General features: G+C 66.0%; 17 protein-coding genes. 5 read left to right on the top strand and 12 right to left on the bottom strand.

The window, feature by feature from the left end; translation table 11 throughout:
* Positions 1–4: 4 nt before the first annotated feature.
* Together guaA and NOG11_RS07625 are read right to left on the bottom strand one after the other, a co-directional pair.
* A complete protein-coding gene (gene guaA, locus NOG11_RS07630) occupies positions 5–1,576 on the bottom strand; it encodes a glutamine-hydrolyzing GMP synthase (protein WP_256619131.1) in 1,572 nt (523 codons plus the stop codon).
* A 30-nt stretch (positions 1,577–1,606) separates the two neighbouring features.
* Entirely contained in the window at positions 1,607–1,993 is a 387-nt protein-coding gene (locus NOG11_RS07625) for a VOC family protein (RefSeq protein WP_256619130.1), read from the bottom strand.
* Between the two features lie 69 nt (positions 1,994–2,062).
* Between NOG11_RS07625 and NOG11_RS07620 the strand changes: the two genes are divergently transcribed.
* Complete coding sequence (locus tag NOG11_RS07620; RefSeq protein WP_256619129.1) at positions 2,063–2,278, top strand: hypothetical protein; 216 nt, start codon at positions 2,063–2,065, stop codon at positions 2,276–2,278.
* Between the two features lie 28 nt (positions 2,279–2,306).
* On the opposite strand, the gene NOG11_RS07615 is transcribed toward NOG11_RS07620, so the two are convergent.
* On the bottom strand, positions 2,307–2,711 hold the full coding sequence (locus tag NOG11_RS07615; protein WP_256619128.1) for a hypothetical protein: 405 nt from the start codon (positions 2,709–2,711) through the stop codon (positions 2,307–2,309).
* Positions 2,712–2,825: 114 nt separating this feature from the next.
* Here NOG11_RS07615 and NOG11_RS07610 point away from each other — a divergent pair, with 114 nt between their 5' ends.
* Both NOG11_RS07610 and NOG11_RS07605 read left to right on the top strand, forming a co-directional pair.
* Positions 2,826–3,341, top strand: a complete 516-nt coding sequence (locus tag NOG11_RS07610; RefSeq protein ID WP_256619127.1) for a phosphoribosyltransferase — start codon at positions 2,826–2,828, stop codon at positions 3,339–3,341.
* A gap of 73 nt (positions 3,342–3,414) precedes the next feature.
* The gene (locus NOG11_RS07605) at positions 3,415–3,969 is read left to right on the top strand and encodes a hypothetical protein (protein WP_256619126.1); all 555 of its coding nucleotides are present in this window, start codon (positions 3,415–3,417) and stop codon (positions 3,967–3,969) included.
* Positions 3,970–4,222: 253 nt separating this feature from the next.
* On the opposite strand, the gene NOG11_RS07600 is transcribed toward NOG11_RS07605, so the two are convergent.
* The 3 genes from NOG11_RS07600 to petA are packed head-to-tail and all read right to left on the bottom strand — an operon-like array spanning position 4,223 to position 7,136.
* On the bottom strand, positions 4,223–5,176 hold the full coding sequence (locus NOG11_RS07600) for a cytochrome c1 (RefSeq protein WP_256619124.1): 954 nt from the start codon (positions 5,174–5,176) through the stop codon (positions 4,223–4,225).
* 5 nt (positions 5,177–5,181) lie between these two features.
* Complete coding sequence (locus NOG11_RS07595; protein ID WP_256619123.1) at positions 5,182–6,498, bottom strand: cytochrome b; 1,317 nt, start codon at positions 6,496–6,498, stop codon at positions 5,182–5,184.
* Positions 6,499–6,503: 5 nt separating this feature from the next.
* Positions 6,504–7,136, bottom strand: a complete 633-nt coding sequence (petA, locus tag NOG11_RS07590; protein WP_256619122.1) for a ubiquinol-cytochrome c reductase iron-sulfur subunit — start codon at positions 7,134–7,136, stop codon at positions 6,504–6,506.
* A 118-nt stretch (positions 7,137–7,254) separates the two neighbouring features.
* Between petA and NOG11_RS07585 the strand changes: the two genes are divergently transcribed.
* Positions 7,255–7,692 carry a tRNA (cytidine(34)-2'-O)-methyltransferase gene (locus tag NOG11_RS07585; protein WP_256619121.1) on the top strand — a complete coding sequence of 146 codons (438 nt, stop codon included), beginning with the start codon at positions 7,255–7,257 and terminating at the stop codon, positions 7,690–7,692.
* Positions 7,693–7,702: 10 nt separating this feature from the next.
* Here the strand turns inward: NOG11_RS07585 and NOG11_RS07580 are convergent, their stop codons facing one another.
* The 4 genes from NOG11_RS07580 to NOG11_RS07565 all read right to left on the bottom strand — a co-directional run bounded on the left by NOG11_RS07580 (position 7,703) and on the right by NOG11_RS07565 (position 10,249).
* Complete coding sequence (locus tag NOG11_RS07580) at positions 7,703–8,152, bottom strand: DUF1178 family protein (RefSeq protein WP_256619120.1); 450 nt, start codon at positions 8,150–8,152, stop codon at positions 7,703–7,705.
* Positions 8,149–8,973, bottom strand: a complete 825-nt coding sequence (locus NOG11_RS07575) for a carbon-nitrogen hydrolase family protein (RefSeq protein WP_256619119.1) — start codon at positions 8,971–8,973, stop codon at positions 8,149–8,151. Before NOG11_RS07575 ends, NOG11_RS07580 begins: the two co-directional genes overlap by 4 nt.
* Before the next feature lie 4 nt (positions 8,974–8,977).
* Entirely contained in the window at positions 8,978–9,235 is a 258-nt protein-coding gene (gene grxC / locus NOG11_RS07570) for a glutaredoxin 3 (protein ID WP_256619118.1), read from the bottom strand.
* A 285-nt stretch (positions 9,236–9,520) separates the two neighbouring features.
* The gene (locus NOG11_RS07565; RefSeq protein WP_256619117.1) at positions 9,521–10,249 is read right to left on the bottom strand and encodes a ComF family protein; all 729 of its coding nucleotides are present in this window, start codon (positions 10,247–10,249) and stop codon (positions 9,521–9,523) included.
* 87 nt (positions 10,250–10,336) lie between these two features.
* Between NOG11_RS07565 and NOG11_RS07560 the strand changes: the two genes are divergently transcribed.
* Positions 10,337–11,200, top strand: a complete 864-nt coding sequence (locus tag NOG11_RS07560; protein ID WP_256619116.1) for a class I SAM-dependent methyltransferase — start codon at positions 10,337–10,339, stop codon at positions 11,198–11,200.
* Between the two features lie 219 nt (positions 11,201–11,419).
* Here NOG11_RS07560 and NOG11_RS07555 read toward each other — a convergent pair whose 3' ends face one another.
* On the bottom strand, positions 11,420–11,803 hold the full coding sequence (locus tag NOG11_RS07555; protein WP_256619115.1) for a (deoxy)nucleoside triphosphate pyrophosphohydrolase: 384 nt from the start codon (positions 11,801–11,803) through the stop codon (positions 11,420–11,422).
* 13 nt (positions 11,804–11,816) lie between these two features.
* Positions 11,817–12,839: a peptidylprolyl isomerase gene (locus NOG11_RS07550; protein ID WP_256619114.1), complete on the bottom strand. Its 1,023-nt coding sequence runs from the start codon at positions 12,837–12,839 to the stop codon at positions 11,817–11,819.
* Between the last annotated feature and the right edge of the window lie 163 nt (positions 12,840–13,002).

The following is a 13,002-nucleotide window of genomic DNA, read 5'->3' as shown; positions in this document are numbered from 1 at the left end:
GCGCCTACTCCCACTCGATCGTGCCGGGCGGTTTCGAGGTGATGTCGTAGACGACGCGGCCGATGCCTTCGCAGTTGTTGATGATCTTGGTGCTGACGCGGCTGAGGAAGTCGTGGCTGAAGGCGTAGGTGTCCGCCGTCATGCCGTCGGTGGAGGTGACGGCGCGCAGCGCCAGCACCTGGTCGTAGGTGCGGGCATCGCCCATCACACCGACCGTCCGTACCGGGAGGAGGACGGCGAAGGCCTGCCAGATGGCGTCGTAGAGCCCCTCTTCGCGGATGGCGTCGAGATAGATCTTGTCCGCCTTGCGAAGAAGGTCCGCGCCCTGTTTGGTGATCTCGCCGGGGATGCGGATGGCTAGGCCCGGCCCTGGGAAGGGGTGCCTACCGACGAAAGCATCCGGCAGGCCTAGCTCGCGGCCTAGGTCTCGCACCTCGTCCTTGAAGAGCTCGCGCAGGGGCTCGACCAGCTTGAGGCCCATGCGCTCTGGCAGGCCGCCGACATTGTGATGCGACTTGATCGTGACCGAGGGGCCGCCGGTGGCGGAGACGCTCTCGATGACATCAGGGTACAGCGTACCTTGGGCCAGAAACTCGGCGCCCTCGATCCTCGATGCCTCGCGCTCGAAGATCTCGACGAAGACCCGTCCGATGATCTTGCGCTTGGCTTCCGGGTCCGAGACCCCCGCCAGCTCGCCCAGGAACTGATCCTCAGCCTCGATATGGACGAGGGGGATGTTGTAGGTGCCTCGGAAGAGGTCCACGACTTCGCGCCCCTCATTCATCCGCATCAGGCCGGTATCGACGAAGACGCAGGTGAGCTGGTCGCCGATGGCTTCGTGCAGAAGGACAGCCGCCACGGCGCTGTCGACCCCGCCGGAGAGACCGCAGATGACCTTGGCGCTGCCAACCTGCTGGCGGATCTTGGCGATCATCTCGTCCTTGAAGGCGGCCATGGTCCAGTCGCCGGTGAGGCCGCAGATCTGCTTGGTGAAGTTGGAGAGCAGCCTCGCGCCGTCCAGTGTGTGCACCACTTCGGGGTGGAACTGCACGCCGTAGAAACCGCGCAGCTCATCGGCGATGGCAGCGAACGGAGCGTTCTCCGACGTGCCGATGGTGTGGAAGCCTTCTGGCAGGCTGATGACCCGGTCGCCATGGCTCATCCAGACAGGGTACTGGCCGCCCTCGGCCCAGACGGTCTGGAAGAGCGGCGAGCTCGCGGTGGCCTTGACCTCGGCCCGGCCGAACTCGCGCTCACCGGAGACTTCGACCTCACCGCCGAGCTCCTTCACCATGACTTGCTGGCCGTAGCAGATGCCCAGGACCGGCACTCCGTACCCGAGGAGGTTCGAGACGTTGGGCCGGTCGGCGCTAGTCACCGAGTGCGGACCGCCGGAGAGGATGATCCCCTTAGGCGCGTAGTCAGCGAGGAAAGCCTCGTCGGTCTTGGTGTAGGGGTGGATCTCGCAGTAGATCCCGTCCTCGCGCAGGCGCCGCGCTATGAGCTGGGTCACCTGGCTGCCGAAATCGACGATCAGGATGCGCTCGTGCTGGGGGGCGGTGTGGGTCTGGTCCATGCGGGCCTCTAGCGAGGCTCGCGGGACCGATCAACGGTGCTTCCGCTCGATACGCCAGGGCGGGAAGCGGCGCTCAAGGCCTGCGTGGAACAGGCAGAGGCGGTTGCCCGAAGGGTCTCTCAGCCGCACCTCGCGCCAGCGCCAGGGCTGGTCGGTCGGCTCCGTCTCGAAGCTTATGCCCTTCCCCTTCAGCGCCTCGACGCGAGCATCGAGGTCGTCGCACTCGAAATAGATCATCGGCCCGTTTGTGGTGCGCTCCTCGGACAGGTGCAGAGAAAGGGTCGAGCTGCCGCTGGGCAGCTCGAAGCGGGCGTACTCGCCTCGCGAGGAGACGATGAGCTTCAGGCCCAGGGTCTCGTAGAAGGCCACGGCCTCGCTGAAATCCGTCACGTTGAGGGTGACTTGGTTCAGGTCCATCCCGGCCTCCTCTCGCCGAACGCCTTCGCGCCGTTTTGTGTTTCCTCGCTAGAGACGAAGGAGGCCACCATGCCGATCAGAGGCGACAAACGCGAGACCGACCGCAACGAAGAGGCCCACAAGCTTCCGGACGGAAAGACCAAGAGCTACGGCCCCTATGGCCAGCAGCGCTCACCCGAGGAAGACGGCTCGGAGGCGAAGAAGCTCGCCGGCAAACCCCATGAGAAGGACCATGCGGAGAAGGCGCGCGAGGAGAAGGATCCGAGCTACCGACGCGATAGCTGACGGACAGGTGTGATCCTCTCCTGGTCGGTTAGCGAAGCACGCCCTTCCTCGCCTGGCGCCGGGCATACCACCAGAGCGCGGTGGAGACGGCGAGGATGGCGAGGCTTCCGATCAGCCCGCCGGTACCCATCAGCGCGATCCCGCCAGCCGCCGCGTCATGGGCCAGGCCGATGACCATCGAGATCGGCGCGACCGCGTAGAGCGGCGCGGCCAGCTTGTTCCTGAGGAGGAACAGGATCGCCGCGATGACCGCCGTGCCGACCCCGACGATCCAAAGAATGTCTCGCCAGAACGGCATGTCCCGCCAGTAGGCCAGAAGCTCCGGCGGGTAGTCGGCAAGATAGGCCTCGTTGTTCGTCATGGTCATGACGAGGTCCAGAAGCCCGAACCCGTTCCACAACAGCGCCAGCACGCCGACGACCCAGAAAACCACGCTGGGTTTGTGCCCTTCGGTTACCACTCTTCCCTCCCCTAGACTGCGCAAATCAGGCTAAGAGTTTCGCGTGGAGACGACCAGTCCCGGAAAGCAGCCCATGGAGCGTGCCCCTTGCGTACCTTGTTCACCGCCGAGGAGATCGCCGCCCGCACCCGTGAGCTGGCAGCGGAGATCCTGACCGAGCTCGGCGACGACTTCGTGCTGGTCCCGGTCCTGACGGGGGGCTTCATCTTCGGCGCCGATCTGCTGCGCGCCCTACAAGAGGTAGGCGCCGACCCGGAGGTCGATTTCGTGCAGCTCGCCTCCTACGGGCTGGGGCGGGAGAGCTCGGGGCTGGTGCGTGTGGTGAAGGACTTCACCCTGCCCATGGAGGGGCGCACGGTGCTTCTCGTGGACGACGTGCTCGATTCGGGCCGCAGCCTCGCCCGCGCCAAGGCCATGCTGCAGCAGCAGGGGGCGGCACGCCCGGCCGTGGCGGTGGCGGTCCGCAAGGAGAAGGAGCGGGCCGTCGAAGTCCAAGCCGACTTCACCCTGTTCGATGCGCCGGGCGACGCCTTCCTCGTGGGCTACGGCATGGACGATGCAGGCCGGTCGAGGGGTGTGCCCTCGATCGGGCGTCTGGACTGACGAGGAGACGTGGTTGCAGCCGGTCGGCATGTTTCTTGCTCGTTGACCCCCACCGATGCGGAAGGAGCCGGTCATGAGACGCTGCGGATTGCTGTTGGGTGGAGCGCTGCTCCTCTCTGCCTGCGCCCATCACCTGCCTGAGGATAACGGTCTTCCCCCGCTGGTGCGCATCACCCATGAGGGCGAGGTGGTGAGCCATTCGGAACCCGAAGAGCGGGTCGCGCGAGCGGTCACCTGCGCTTACGGACGGGTCCGTGAGGGCGATATCTACCCCGTACCGGGAGGCTTTCCGGCTGTCGTCGAGGCTCAGTTCGTGGACCGCTTCGGCGTCGGCAGCACCGAGGTCACGGTGTTCGGCGGCTCGCTGACGGAGGTGCCGGATGACTGGAACGTGCGCACGACGGTCGTTGACGGTCAGTACGCAGAGGTGGCCAGCCGCCGCTATCGCGGGCTCGGCTTCGGACTGGGCGTCAAGAAAGTCCGCTTCGCGGTCATGCCCGTGGCAGGTTCGAGAGACGGTCAGAGCACGGTGAAGCTCACCGCCAGCGCCGCCGACCGCAAGGGCCGCATCGCCAGGACCACCACCCCGGTCATGGCCTCGCCCGAAGTGCTCTGCGGCTCGTACTAAAACTGCGCCCAGAAGGCGCTTGCGCCCTTTTCAAGCGTTTGCTGCCCCCTCCGCCCTTCGGGCACCTCCCCCACGGGGTGGTGGAGGGAAGCAGAACTGAGGTTTCCCCCCTATGTCGCTCCCCCTCTAGAGGGGGAGCTGCCGGCAGGCTGAGGGGGAGTGGCCATCAGCACCTACCATCCCGTTCTATCTACAAACGCCAAACAAAAAGGCGGGCCGAAGCCCGCCTTCATACCGCCCGTATCACGTACGATCAGTGCTCGACGCTTTTCCAGATCTGGCGGTAGGAGCCGTAGGTCACCGCGGCAAAGATGAAGAGATAGGCCATCACATAGGTGCCCATGCCCTTGCGCTCCTCGAGCTTCGGCTCCGACGCCCACTGAAGGAACGAGACCACGTCCTTGGCATACTGCTCGACGGTCTCTGGCGTGCCGTCCTCATAGGTGACGATGCCGTCCGACAGCGGAGCGGCCATCTTGAAGGCGCCGCCATAGACATGCCCGTCCGAGGAGACGTATTTGGGATCCTCGTCACGGCGCACGGCCTCTTCGTCGATATGGCCGTCGTGGAGGTACTCCTCCTTCATCAGGCTGAGCGTGTCGCCGGGATAGTAGGGGTTGTAGTACTGACCCGCCGGAACCTCGATCGTGTTCAGCGGCTCGTCGGGATAGCCCGTCAGCAGGCTGTAGATGTAGTTCGCACCGTCGACCCTGCCTTTGACGATCAGGCTCTGGTCGGGGGGGTAGGCGCCGCCGTTTGCCGCCGCAGCCTGCTGGGGGTTGGCGAAGGGAGAGGGGAAGTAGTCCGCGGGAAGGCCCGGACGCTCGAACATGTCGCCTGCTTCGTCGGGACCATCGGTGATGGTGTACTCCGCCGCCAGGCTACGGATGATCGGGTTCTGCGCTGGGTCGGAGCAGTCCACGCTGTCAGGCAGACCGAGCTCCGCCGGGCACTCCTCGAGGTGGAACGGAGCGCCTGCCTCGCCAAGATGGCGGAAGGCGATCAGCTTCATCGAGTGGCAGGAAGCGCAGACCTCCCGGTAGACCTGGAAACCGCGCTGCATGGCGGCAGCGTCGTAGCGGCCGAAGGGGCCGTCCCAGTACCATTCGGGGGATTTGTACGCCTTGACGGCACCGGCCGCGAAGGCGGCGCCGGGGATGGCGGCGGCGGCGATGGCCGCCGCGCCGAGGATACGCTTGATCGTCATGCTACTCACTCCGCCGGGGCCGGTTGTGCACCGCCCGCCGTCACAGGGGCCGGGCTTCTCGCCTTGCCCTTCTTCGCCTTGTCGCTGAGCACCGCCTCGGCGATCGAACGCGGCAGGGGCAGCGGTTTCTCGGTGACCGACAGCACCGGCAGGATCACCAGGAAGTAGGCGAAGTAGTAGAGGGTCAGGATCTTCGCCGCGACCACATAGACCCCTTCGGCAGGCTGTGCGCCCAGCCAGCCCAGGCCGAAGAAGGCGAACGCCAGGATGAAGAAGAACTGCTTGGCGATCGGCCGGTAGCGCATGGAGCGCACCTTGGACCGGTCGAGCCAGGGAATGACCAGCCAGATCAGGATCGACCCCAGCATCACCAGCACGCCGCCGAGCTTCGAGTTGATGAAGAGGAAGTTGAAGTCGATCGCCCGCAGCATCGCGTAGAACGGCAGGAAGTACCACTCAGGCACGATATGCGCCGGGGTCACGAGCGGGTCGGCCTCGATATAGTTGTCCGGGTGGCCGAGCGTGTTCGGCATGTAGAACACGAAGGCCGCGAACAGCAGCAGGAAGACGATGATCGCGAAGCCGTCCTTCACCGTGTAGTAGGGGTGGAAGGGAACAGTGTCCTTCTTCACGTCCTTCACCTCGACGCCCGACGGGTTGTTGTTGCCCGGTACGTGCAGCGCCCAGATGTGCAGGATCACGGCGCCCGCGATCAGGAACGGCATCAGATAGTGCAGCGCGTAGAAGCGGTTGAGCGTCGGGTTGTCGACCGCGAAGCCGCCCCACAGCAGCGTCTTGATCGGCTCGCCGATGACCGGCACCGCACCCGCGAGCGAGGTGATCACTGTCGCGCCCCAGAAGCTCATCTGACCCCAGGGAAGCACATAGCCCATAAAGGCCGTGCCCATCATCAGGAGGAAGATAATGACGCCGAGGATCCACAGGATCTCGCGCGGCTCTTTATAGGAGCCGTAGTAGAGCCCGCGTGCGATGTGAGCGTAGACCGCGATGAAGAACATCGACGCGCCGTTGGCGTGCACGTAGCGCATCAGCCAGCCATAGTTCACGTCGCGCATGATCATCTCAACGGACTGGAAGGCGTAGTCGGTATGGGCGGTGTAGTGCATCGCCAGGACGACGCCGGTGACGATCTGAACCATGAGGCAGATCGCGAGGATGCCGCCGAAGGTGTACCAGTAGTTCAGGTTCTTGGGCGTCGGGAAGTCGACGAAGCTGTCATAGCCCAGGCGGACGACGGGAAGGCGCTTGTCGATCCAGCGCTCGATCCCGGTTCCTGGGTTGTAGGTGCTTTGGTGTGACATAAGGCTTACCCCAGACGGATGGTGGTGTCGGAGATGAACTCCAGCGGCGGCACCGGCAGGTTGGACGGCGCCGGACCCTTACGGATGCGGCCGAGGCTGTCGTAGTGGCTGCCGTGACAGGGGCAGAACCAGCCGCCATAGTCGCCGCGGTTCTCGCCGGTATCGGTGCCGAGCGGCACGCAGCCAAGGTGGGTGCAGACGCCGAGGACGACCACGAAGCCGCCCTGCTGCACGCGGTTCTCGGCGGTCGCGTCAGCGGAACCGATATTGTCGTTGCGGGCGTCGGCGTCCTTGAGATCGCCGAGGCTGACGCCGTCATCGGTGGCGACTTCCTGCTCGGTCAGGCGGCGGATGAAGACGGGCTTGCCCTGCCAGATGGTCTTGACCGCCTGACCCGGCTCGACGCCTGCAAGGCTCACCTCCTTCGTGGCCAGGGCGCGCACGGCGGCATCGGGGGCGAGCTGCGCCACCAGCGGGATGACGATGCCGACGCCGGCAGCCGCAGCGGCGCCGCCCGCGACCAGGTGGATGAAGTCGCGCTTGGTCGGATCGCCTGCGGGCTCGACCCAGTCGCCCTTGGGGCGGTGCTCGTTGATGATCTCGCCCTGATCGTTCGGATATTCGTGTGTCGTGCTCATCTCAGACAGATTCGTTCTATGAAGATTCCTCGCGCGCTTGCCACGCAGCGTCCTTCAGGTCCAGTGCAGACATGGCCGTTTGAGGCCGATTTATCCATGCGTAAGGAGGTCGCGCGACATGCCGAAGCTGGCCCTCTACCAGCCAGAGATTGCCGCAAACTTAGGAGCGATCATCAGGAGCGCCGCCTGCTTCGGGGCGGAGCTGCACGTGATCGAGCCCTGCGGCTTCCCCTGGCGAGAGCGGGAGATCGGCAAGGCGGCGCTCGACTACCAGACTACCCTGGTGCGGCATGTGGACTGGGATGCGTTCAGGCGCGACGTGCCAGGACGGCTCGTCCTGATGACCACCAGAGGCTCGGCCAGCCTCTACGAGGAGACCTTCACCGCTGACGACATCGTCCTGATGGGCCAGGAGAGCGCCGGGGTGCCGCCGCATATCCACGAAGCCGCCGACGCCCGCATCCGCATCCCCCTCGCCCCCGGCGCGAGGAGCCTCAATGTGGGCGTGGCGGCGGCGGTGACCCTAAGCGAGCTGCGGCGCCAGACCGGATGGTGAGAGGCGAAGGCTAGTTCAGCTTCTTCTTCGTCTCGTCCGCCGTTGGTACGGGCTCTGGGACCGGGGCTACGGTGACGCCCTCTTCCTTCAGGGAGGCGACCTCCTCGCGGCTCGCTTCGCCGTAGATGGGTTTGGCCTCCTTCTCGCCGTAGTGCTGGGCGCGGGCCTCTTCGGGGAAGCGCTTGCCGACATGCTCGAAGTTCTTCTCGACATAGGACTTCGCCTTCGCGGCAGCCTCGTTCCACTCCTTGGCGATGGAGGCGACGGCCTCGTCCTTGCGGCTGGAGGGTCTGCCGCCCTTGAGGATGGCGGGGGCCATGAGAGCCTTCTCGACCTCACTGGAGCCGCAGACCGGACAGGATAGGTCGCCGCCCTCTTTCTGGGCGTCGAAATCGGCGCTGGAGCCGAACCAGCCTTCGAAGCGGTGGTCCGAGGCGCATTGCAAGGTGTACTTAATCACGCCCCATAAATGCGCAGTTCCGGGTGTCGTTCAAGCTTGAGCGAGGGGAGACGCTGACGCATGTCGGCAACGTTCTGCATATCCATTTCCGCAAGCGCCACGCCAGGCCGGTCGTGATCCACCTCGGCGATGACATCGCCCCACGGGCTGACGATGAGGCTGTGGCCGAAGGTGCGTCGCCCGTCCTCATGCTCTCCGCCTTGCGCCGCGGCCACCACATAGGAGCCGGTCTCGATGGCCCGCGCCCTTAGGAGCACGTGCCAGTGGGCCTTACCGGTGGAGGTGGTGAAGGCCGAAGGTACGGTGAGGACCTGCGCGCCCGCCTGGCCGAGGTCGCGGTACAGCGTGCCGAAGCGCAGGTCGAAACAGACCGTCAGGCCGAAGGCCACGCCCCGCGCATGGGCCAGCACCGCCTCCTCCCCGTGTTCGTAAAGCGCGCTCTCGCGCCAGCTCTCGCCGTCGGGGAGGTCCGCGTCGAAGAGGTGGACCTTGTCGTAGGTCGCGACCAGCTCGCCGCCGTCGATAAGAAGCGAGCGGTTGCGCAGGCGCTCCGGGTTCTGGGAGTAGAGCGGCATGGAGCCGATATGCAGCAGCACGCCAAGCTCCGCCGAGAGCTTGCAGAAGAAGCCTTCCGGGTCGGGGTCGCGGGCCTCCAGCGTCTTCATGAGGCGCTTACGGTCCTGGTCGAGGACGGTGGTCATCTCCGGCGTGGAGATGAACTCGGCGCCTTGGGAGGCGGCCTCGCGTATCAGCTCCTCGGCCTCGGCGAGGTTGCGCTCCCGGTCGATGGAGGAGCGCATCTGGACGACGGCGGCCCTCACGGCGCTAGGCCGCTAGCTTGGCGTCGAGCTTGCCCCGGCGTTCGAGCGACAGAAGATCGTCGCAGCCGCCGATATGCTCGTCGCCGATGAAGATCTGCGGGTAGGTGGCCCGGCCGCCCGAGCGCTGCATCATCTCCTGCTTTCGCTCCGGGTCGCTCGCGGCGATGATCTCCTCATAGGTCACGCCCTTCTGGTCGAGCAGCGCCTTGGCCCGCACGCAGTAGGGGCACATCACTTTGGTGTATATCTCGACCTTCGGCATCACGCTGTCTCCTTATCTAGGCTCTAGTGCAGTGTTTTTTGCGGTTTTGACGAGCGGTCCCAGCGCTGTCCGGCAAGGAGCGGAGGCGCAGCGGTAGCCATCTACCGCAAGCCTTCGCGACGACGTCCGGCGGCGCTGGGTCGCTCGCCCTTTGGGTCGGCCCATCGGCGTCACCCGACGTCGTCGCAGCAAACCCGCGTACAGGAAGTACGCTAGGGTTCGCTGCTCCTAGCCGGTAAGCGCCGATGGACCCGATCAAAACCGCAAAAAACACTCCACTAGAGCCTATGGCAACTCCATCTGTGCGCCTTCGGTTCCGGGGAAAACCCTCGCAGCGGTCACGGCCCTGACAGAACGCGCGCCTGCCCGCCTCAGCGCCTTGGCGCAGCCGATCAGTGTAGCGCCTGAGGTGAGTACGTCGTCGACGAGCACGATGTCTTGTCCCGTGACGCTTCCGTTGGCCGCAAAGGCGCTGGCGACGTTGCGGTAGCGGCCCTCGACGCTCAAACCCTTCTGCGGGCTGGTGGCCGTCTTGCGGCGGAGGACTGCCGAGGCGACGGCGTGACCGGTGTGCCTTGCAATCGCCGCGGCCAGGAGAAGCGCCTGGTTGTAGCGCCGCTCGGCTAGGCGCTTCGGATGCAACGGCACCGGCACGAGCATGGCGCGCTGGGGTGTCGCCATGGTCTTCAGAAGCGGCGCCATGGGCCTTGCCAGGGTCGCGGCGATATCGTGCCGGTCGGCGTATTTGAGCTCCAGCACCAGCCCCGCCGAAGCCTCCGAGTAGCGCATGGCCGAGCGCACCGCATCGAGCCTGCCCCTGCCCGTCAGGTTGCGGCTGTAGCGCTCCGGCGCGGCGCAGGAGGCGCAGAGCGGCGCTTCTTCGACCGCCGTAGCGCCGCAGGCCTCGCACCAGGGCGGCGCTAGGAGGGACAGCTTCCCCCACCCGGCGGCAGAGAAGCGTCCTGGCTCCTCTACCTTGTCGCCAGTCAGCGGGCAGCGCGGCGGGAACAGCATGGAGGCGAGGCGCCGCGGCAGGCTGCGCCCTTTCCCTCTCCCCGTAAGCTGCCACATAGCAGGCTGAACACCGCCGGAACCTGAACCTTGCAACAGCCGCCTTCCATCTTCTCCGCCGCCCGCCGCAAGCTGCGGCTCGAACGCGCCGCGCGCAACTTCCCTGAGCACGACTTCCTGCATGTCAGGGCGGCGGAAGACGCCCTCGACCGGCTGGAGACGGTGCTGAAGCCCTTCCCGAAGGCGCTCTTCTACGGGCCTGGGGGGCCGCTTCTGGCGGAGCGGCTGACCGAGGGGGCGCAGGTTGGCGCGATCACCTCTGCTGGAGAGAGCGCTGCGTTTCTGACGGCAAGGGGTGCCGACGAGCCGATCGAAGCGCCGGCAACTGCCCTGCCCTTCGGGGACGGCAGCTTCGAACTCGTGGTCTCGCTGATGAGCCTCCACGCGGTGGACGACCTGCCGGGCGCTCTATTGGAGGCCAGAAGGGTGCTGAAGCCCGACGGCCTGTTCATCGCGGTCTTTCCCGCCGAGCGCACCCTTCTGGGTCTGCGCCAGGCCCTGCGCGATGCCGAGGCGGAGCTGACCGGCGGGGTTGCGGCGAGGGTGTCTCCCTTCGTCGCCATCAAGGATGCGGGGGCGCTCCTGCAACGGGCGGGCTTCGCGCTTCCCGTGGTGGATCTGCAGCCGGTCAAAGTGCGCTACCGCTCGCCGGCGACCCTCCTTCGCGACCTTCGGGGCATGGGCGAGACCCTGGCGCTGACAAGGCCCTCGCCGCCCCTGCGCCGGGACGTGCTCGCCTCGGCGCTGTCGCGTCTTGAGGGGGAGGAGACCCTGTTCGAACTCGGCGTCCTCACCGGCTGGGCGCCGGATGCCAGCCAGCCCAAGCCGCTCAAGCCGGGCAGCGCGGAGATGTCGATGGCCGAGGCGATCGGAAGAATGGGGTCTTCTGAATAGAAGCATCGCAAGCACCGCCTCTCTCTCCCCGGTGGGGAGAGGGACCGAGGGTGAGGGGGCTTCGGAGATGGTTTGCACAGCAAACTCGAAGGTCCGAGAGACCTTTTCGAACCGATGAGGCTGCGGCAGCAGCAAGCCACAAACGCTACGGCTTCGCCGATCCCCTCACCAGAAATCAGATAGATTTCGACCTCTCCCGCGAGCGGGAGAGGTAGGTCCCTAGGAAAGCAAATCCCGCACCGCTGCCGCCAAGGGCCTGTCCAGCGGCACCAGGTCCTGATCCAGAAGCTCTCCCGGATCGAACCATCGGAGGGTCTGACCCTCCAGCGGTGCTGGGATGCCTTTGTACTTGCGGCACACATAGAGAAGCAGGAGCAGCTCCCCCTCGCCTTCGAAGGTGAGCGGTGCGAGGCAGCTCTCTTCGGTGGAGATGCCGAGCTCCTCACCCAGCTCGCGGATCAGCGCCGTCCGAGGTTCTTCTCCGGGCTCGGCCTTGCCGCCGGGAAACTCCCAGAGACCCGCATGGGCGCGGCCTTCGGGTCTTTTCGAAAGAAGCACCTGCCCCGCCCGGTCGATCAGGGCGCAGGCGCTGACGATCAGCACGCCGGGATGAAGCCTAGTTGGCGATGCGCGCAGCGGCGAGGGTGGCGACCGGTGCGCTGTTCGGGGCGACGTCGCCGAGGATCGCTTCGGCCGAGCGGATCTGCGCCTGGACGGCGCCGCGGGTGCGGGCCAGGGCGTCGGCCACGGCTTCTTCGCGCAAGGTACGGGCGATCTCCTCGCGCCGCTCCTCGAAGGGGGGCATGCGCACCGCCCGACGGCTGGAGAGCTTGTAGATGGCCCAGCCCTGTTCGGTCTCCAGCGGTTCGGTCACCCCGCCAATGGCAAGGTCTTGGACAGCACTGCGCAGCGCAGCGGAAAGGTCGCCCATGAGCTGGTCGCCGAGCGATCCGCCCTGCGCTGCGGTCTCCTTGACCAGCGACTTCTTCGAAGCCAGCGCGGAGAAGCTCGCGCGGGGCAGACGGTCGCGAAGAGCCAGCGCCTCTTCCCTAGTGGCCACGACGATCTCGGAGAGGCGCAGCACGGTGGTGTTCTCGAGGTTCCGGTACTCGGCCTCATAGGCAGCGCGGACGCGCTCTTCGGAGGCGGCGCGGTTGGCGATCTGCTCGAGGAAGGCCTCTGCTAGAATCTCACGCTCGGCCAGGGCCACGGCGGCGCGGATCTCCAAGGCCCGGTCCAGGCCCTCTTCGCGGGCCATCTGCGCCAGGGTGAGGTGGTCCACGGCCTCGTCGACCATGCCGGAAGCCATCAGGGCGGGCAGGTCGGCGGCGCTTTCGGGCTGGACGCCGGTATAAAGAGCGTGGGCCATGGCGTCGGAGACGCGCAGGACCTCGTGTCCCACCTTGGCCACCACCGGGTCGATCTCGTTATGGGTCGCATAGACCGAGAGCGGACGCTCGACCACGCCGAAGCGGACGGCCTCGGCGGCCGCGGCGACCACGAGGGCTGCGCAGAAGATCGAGCGCAGCGCAACTTGCGGGCTGAACTGTAACGCGGCGGCCTTGGCCACCGAACCATAGAAACGGAAACCCTGCGGCGCGCGGGAACTGGCCTGGGACACGGCTTGTCCTTTGGTCATGTTCGCTCTCCTCGTTGAGCTCGTTAACTGCCGGTTTACCTTTGCTTCCGCCAGTGACGAATTCTCCAGTGCGAAACAAGTGCCAGACCTGCCCTCCACCCCCCGATTTTTGCAGACTCCACGCGAGCGTGATCGGCAGGTAACAGTTCCGTTCTTCCCTGAC

This window comes from Parvularcula maris (genome assembly GCF_024505085.1).
GTDB classification, from domain to species: Bacteria; Pseudomonadota; Alphaproteobacteria; order Caulobacterales; family Parvularculaceae; genus Parvularcula; species Parvularcula maris.
This window is presented reverse-complemented; position numbering and strand designations above follow the sequence as displayed.

Coding starts and splice junctions, on each gene's coding strand:
- guaA (WP_256619131.1), bottom strand. CDS start 1,576: ATGGACCAGACCCACACCGCCCCCCAGCACGAGCGCATCCTGATCGTC.
- grxC (WP_256619118.1), bottom strand. CDS start 9,235: ATGCCGAAGGTCGAGATATACACCAAAGTGATGTGCCCCTACTGCGTG.
- petA (WP_256619122.1), bottom strand. CDS start 7,136: ATGAGCACGACACACGAATATCCGAACGATCAGGGCGAGATCATCAAC.
- NOG11_RS07585 (WP_256619121.1), top strand. CDS start 7,255: ATGCCGAAGCTGGCCCTCTACCAGCCAGAGATTGCCGCAAACTTAGGA.
- NOG11_RS07550 (WP_256619114.1), bottom strand. CDS start 12,839: ATGACCAAAGGACAAGCCGTGTCCCAGGCCAGTTCCCGCGCGCCGCAG.
- NOG11_RS07605 (WP_256619126.1), top strand. CDS start 3,415: ATGAGACGCTGCGGATTGCTGTTGGGTGGAGCGCTGCTCCTCTCTGCC.
- NOG11_RS07565 (WP_256619117.1), bottom strand. CDS start 10,249: ATGCTGTTCCCGCCGCGCTGCCCGCTGACTGGCGACAAGGTAGAGGAG.
- NOG11_RS07620 (WP_256619129.1), top strand. CDS start 2,063: ATGCCGATCAGAGGCGACAAACGCGAGACCGACCGCAACGAAGAGGCC.
- NOG11_RS07600 (WP_256619124.1), bottom strand. CDS start 5,176: ATGACGATCAAGCGTATCCTCGGCGCGGCGGCCATCGCCGCCGCCGCC.
- NOG11_RS07625 (WP_256619130.1), bottom strand. CDS start 1,993: ATGGACCTGAACCAAGTCACCCTCAACGTGACGGATTTCAGCGAGGCC.
- NOG11_RS07595 (WP_256619123.1), bottom strand. CDS start 6,498: ATGTCACACCAAAGCACCTACAACCCAGGAACCGGGATCGAGCGCTGG.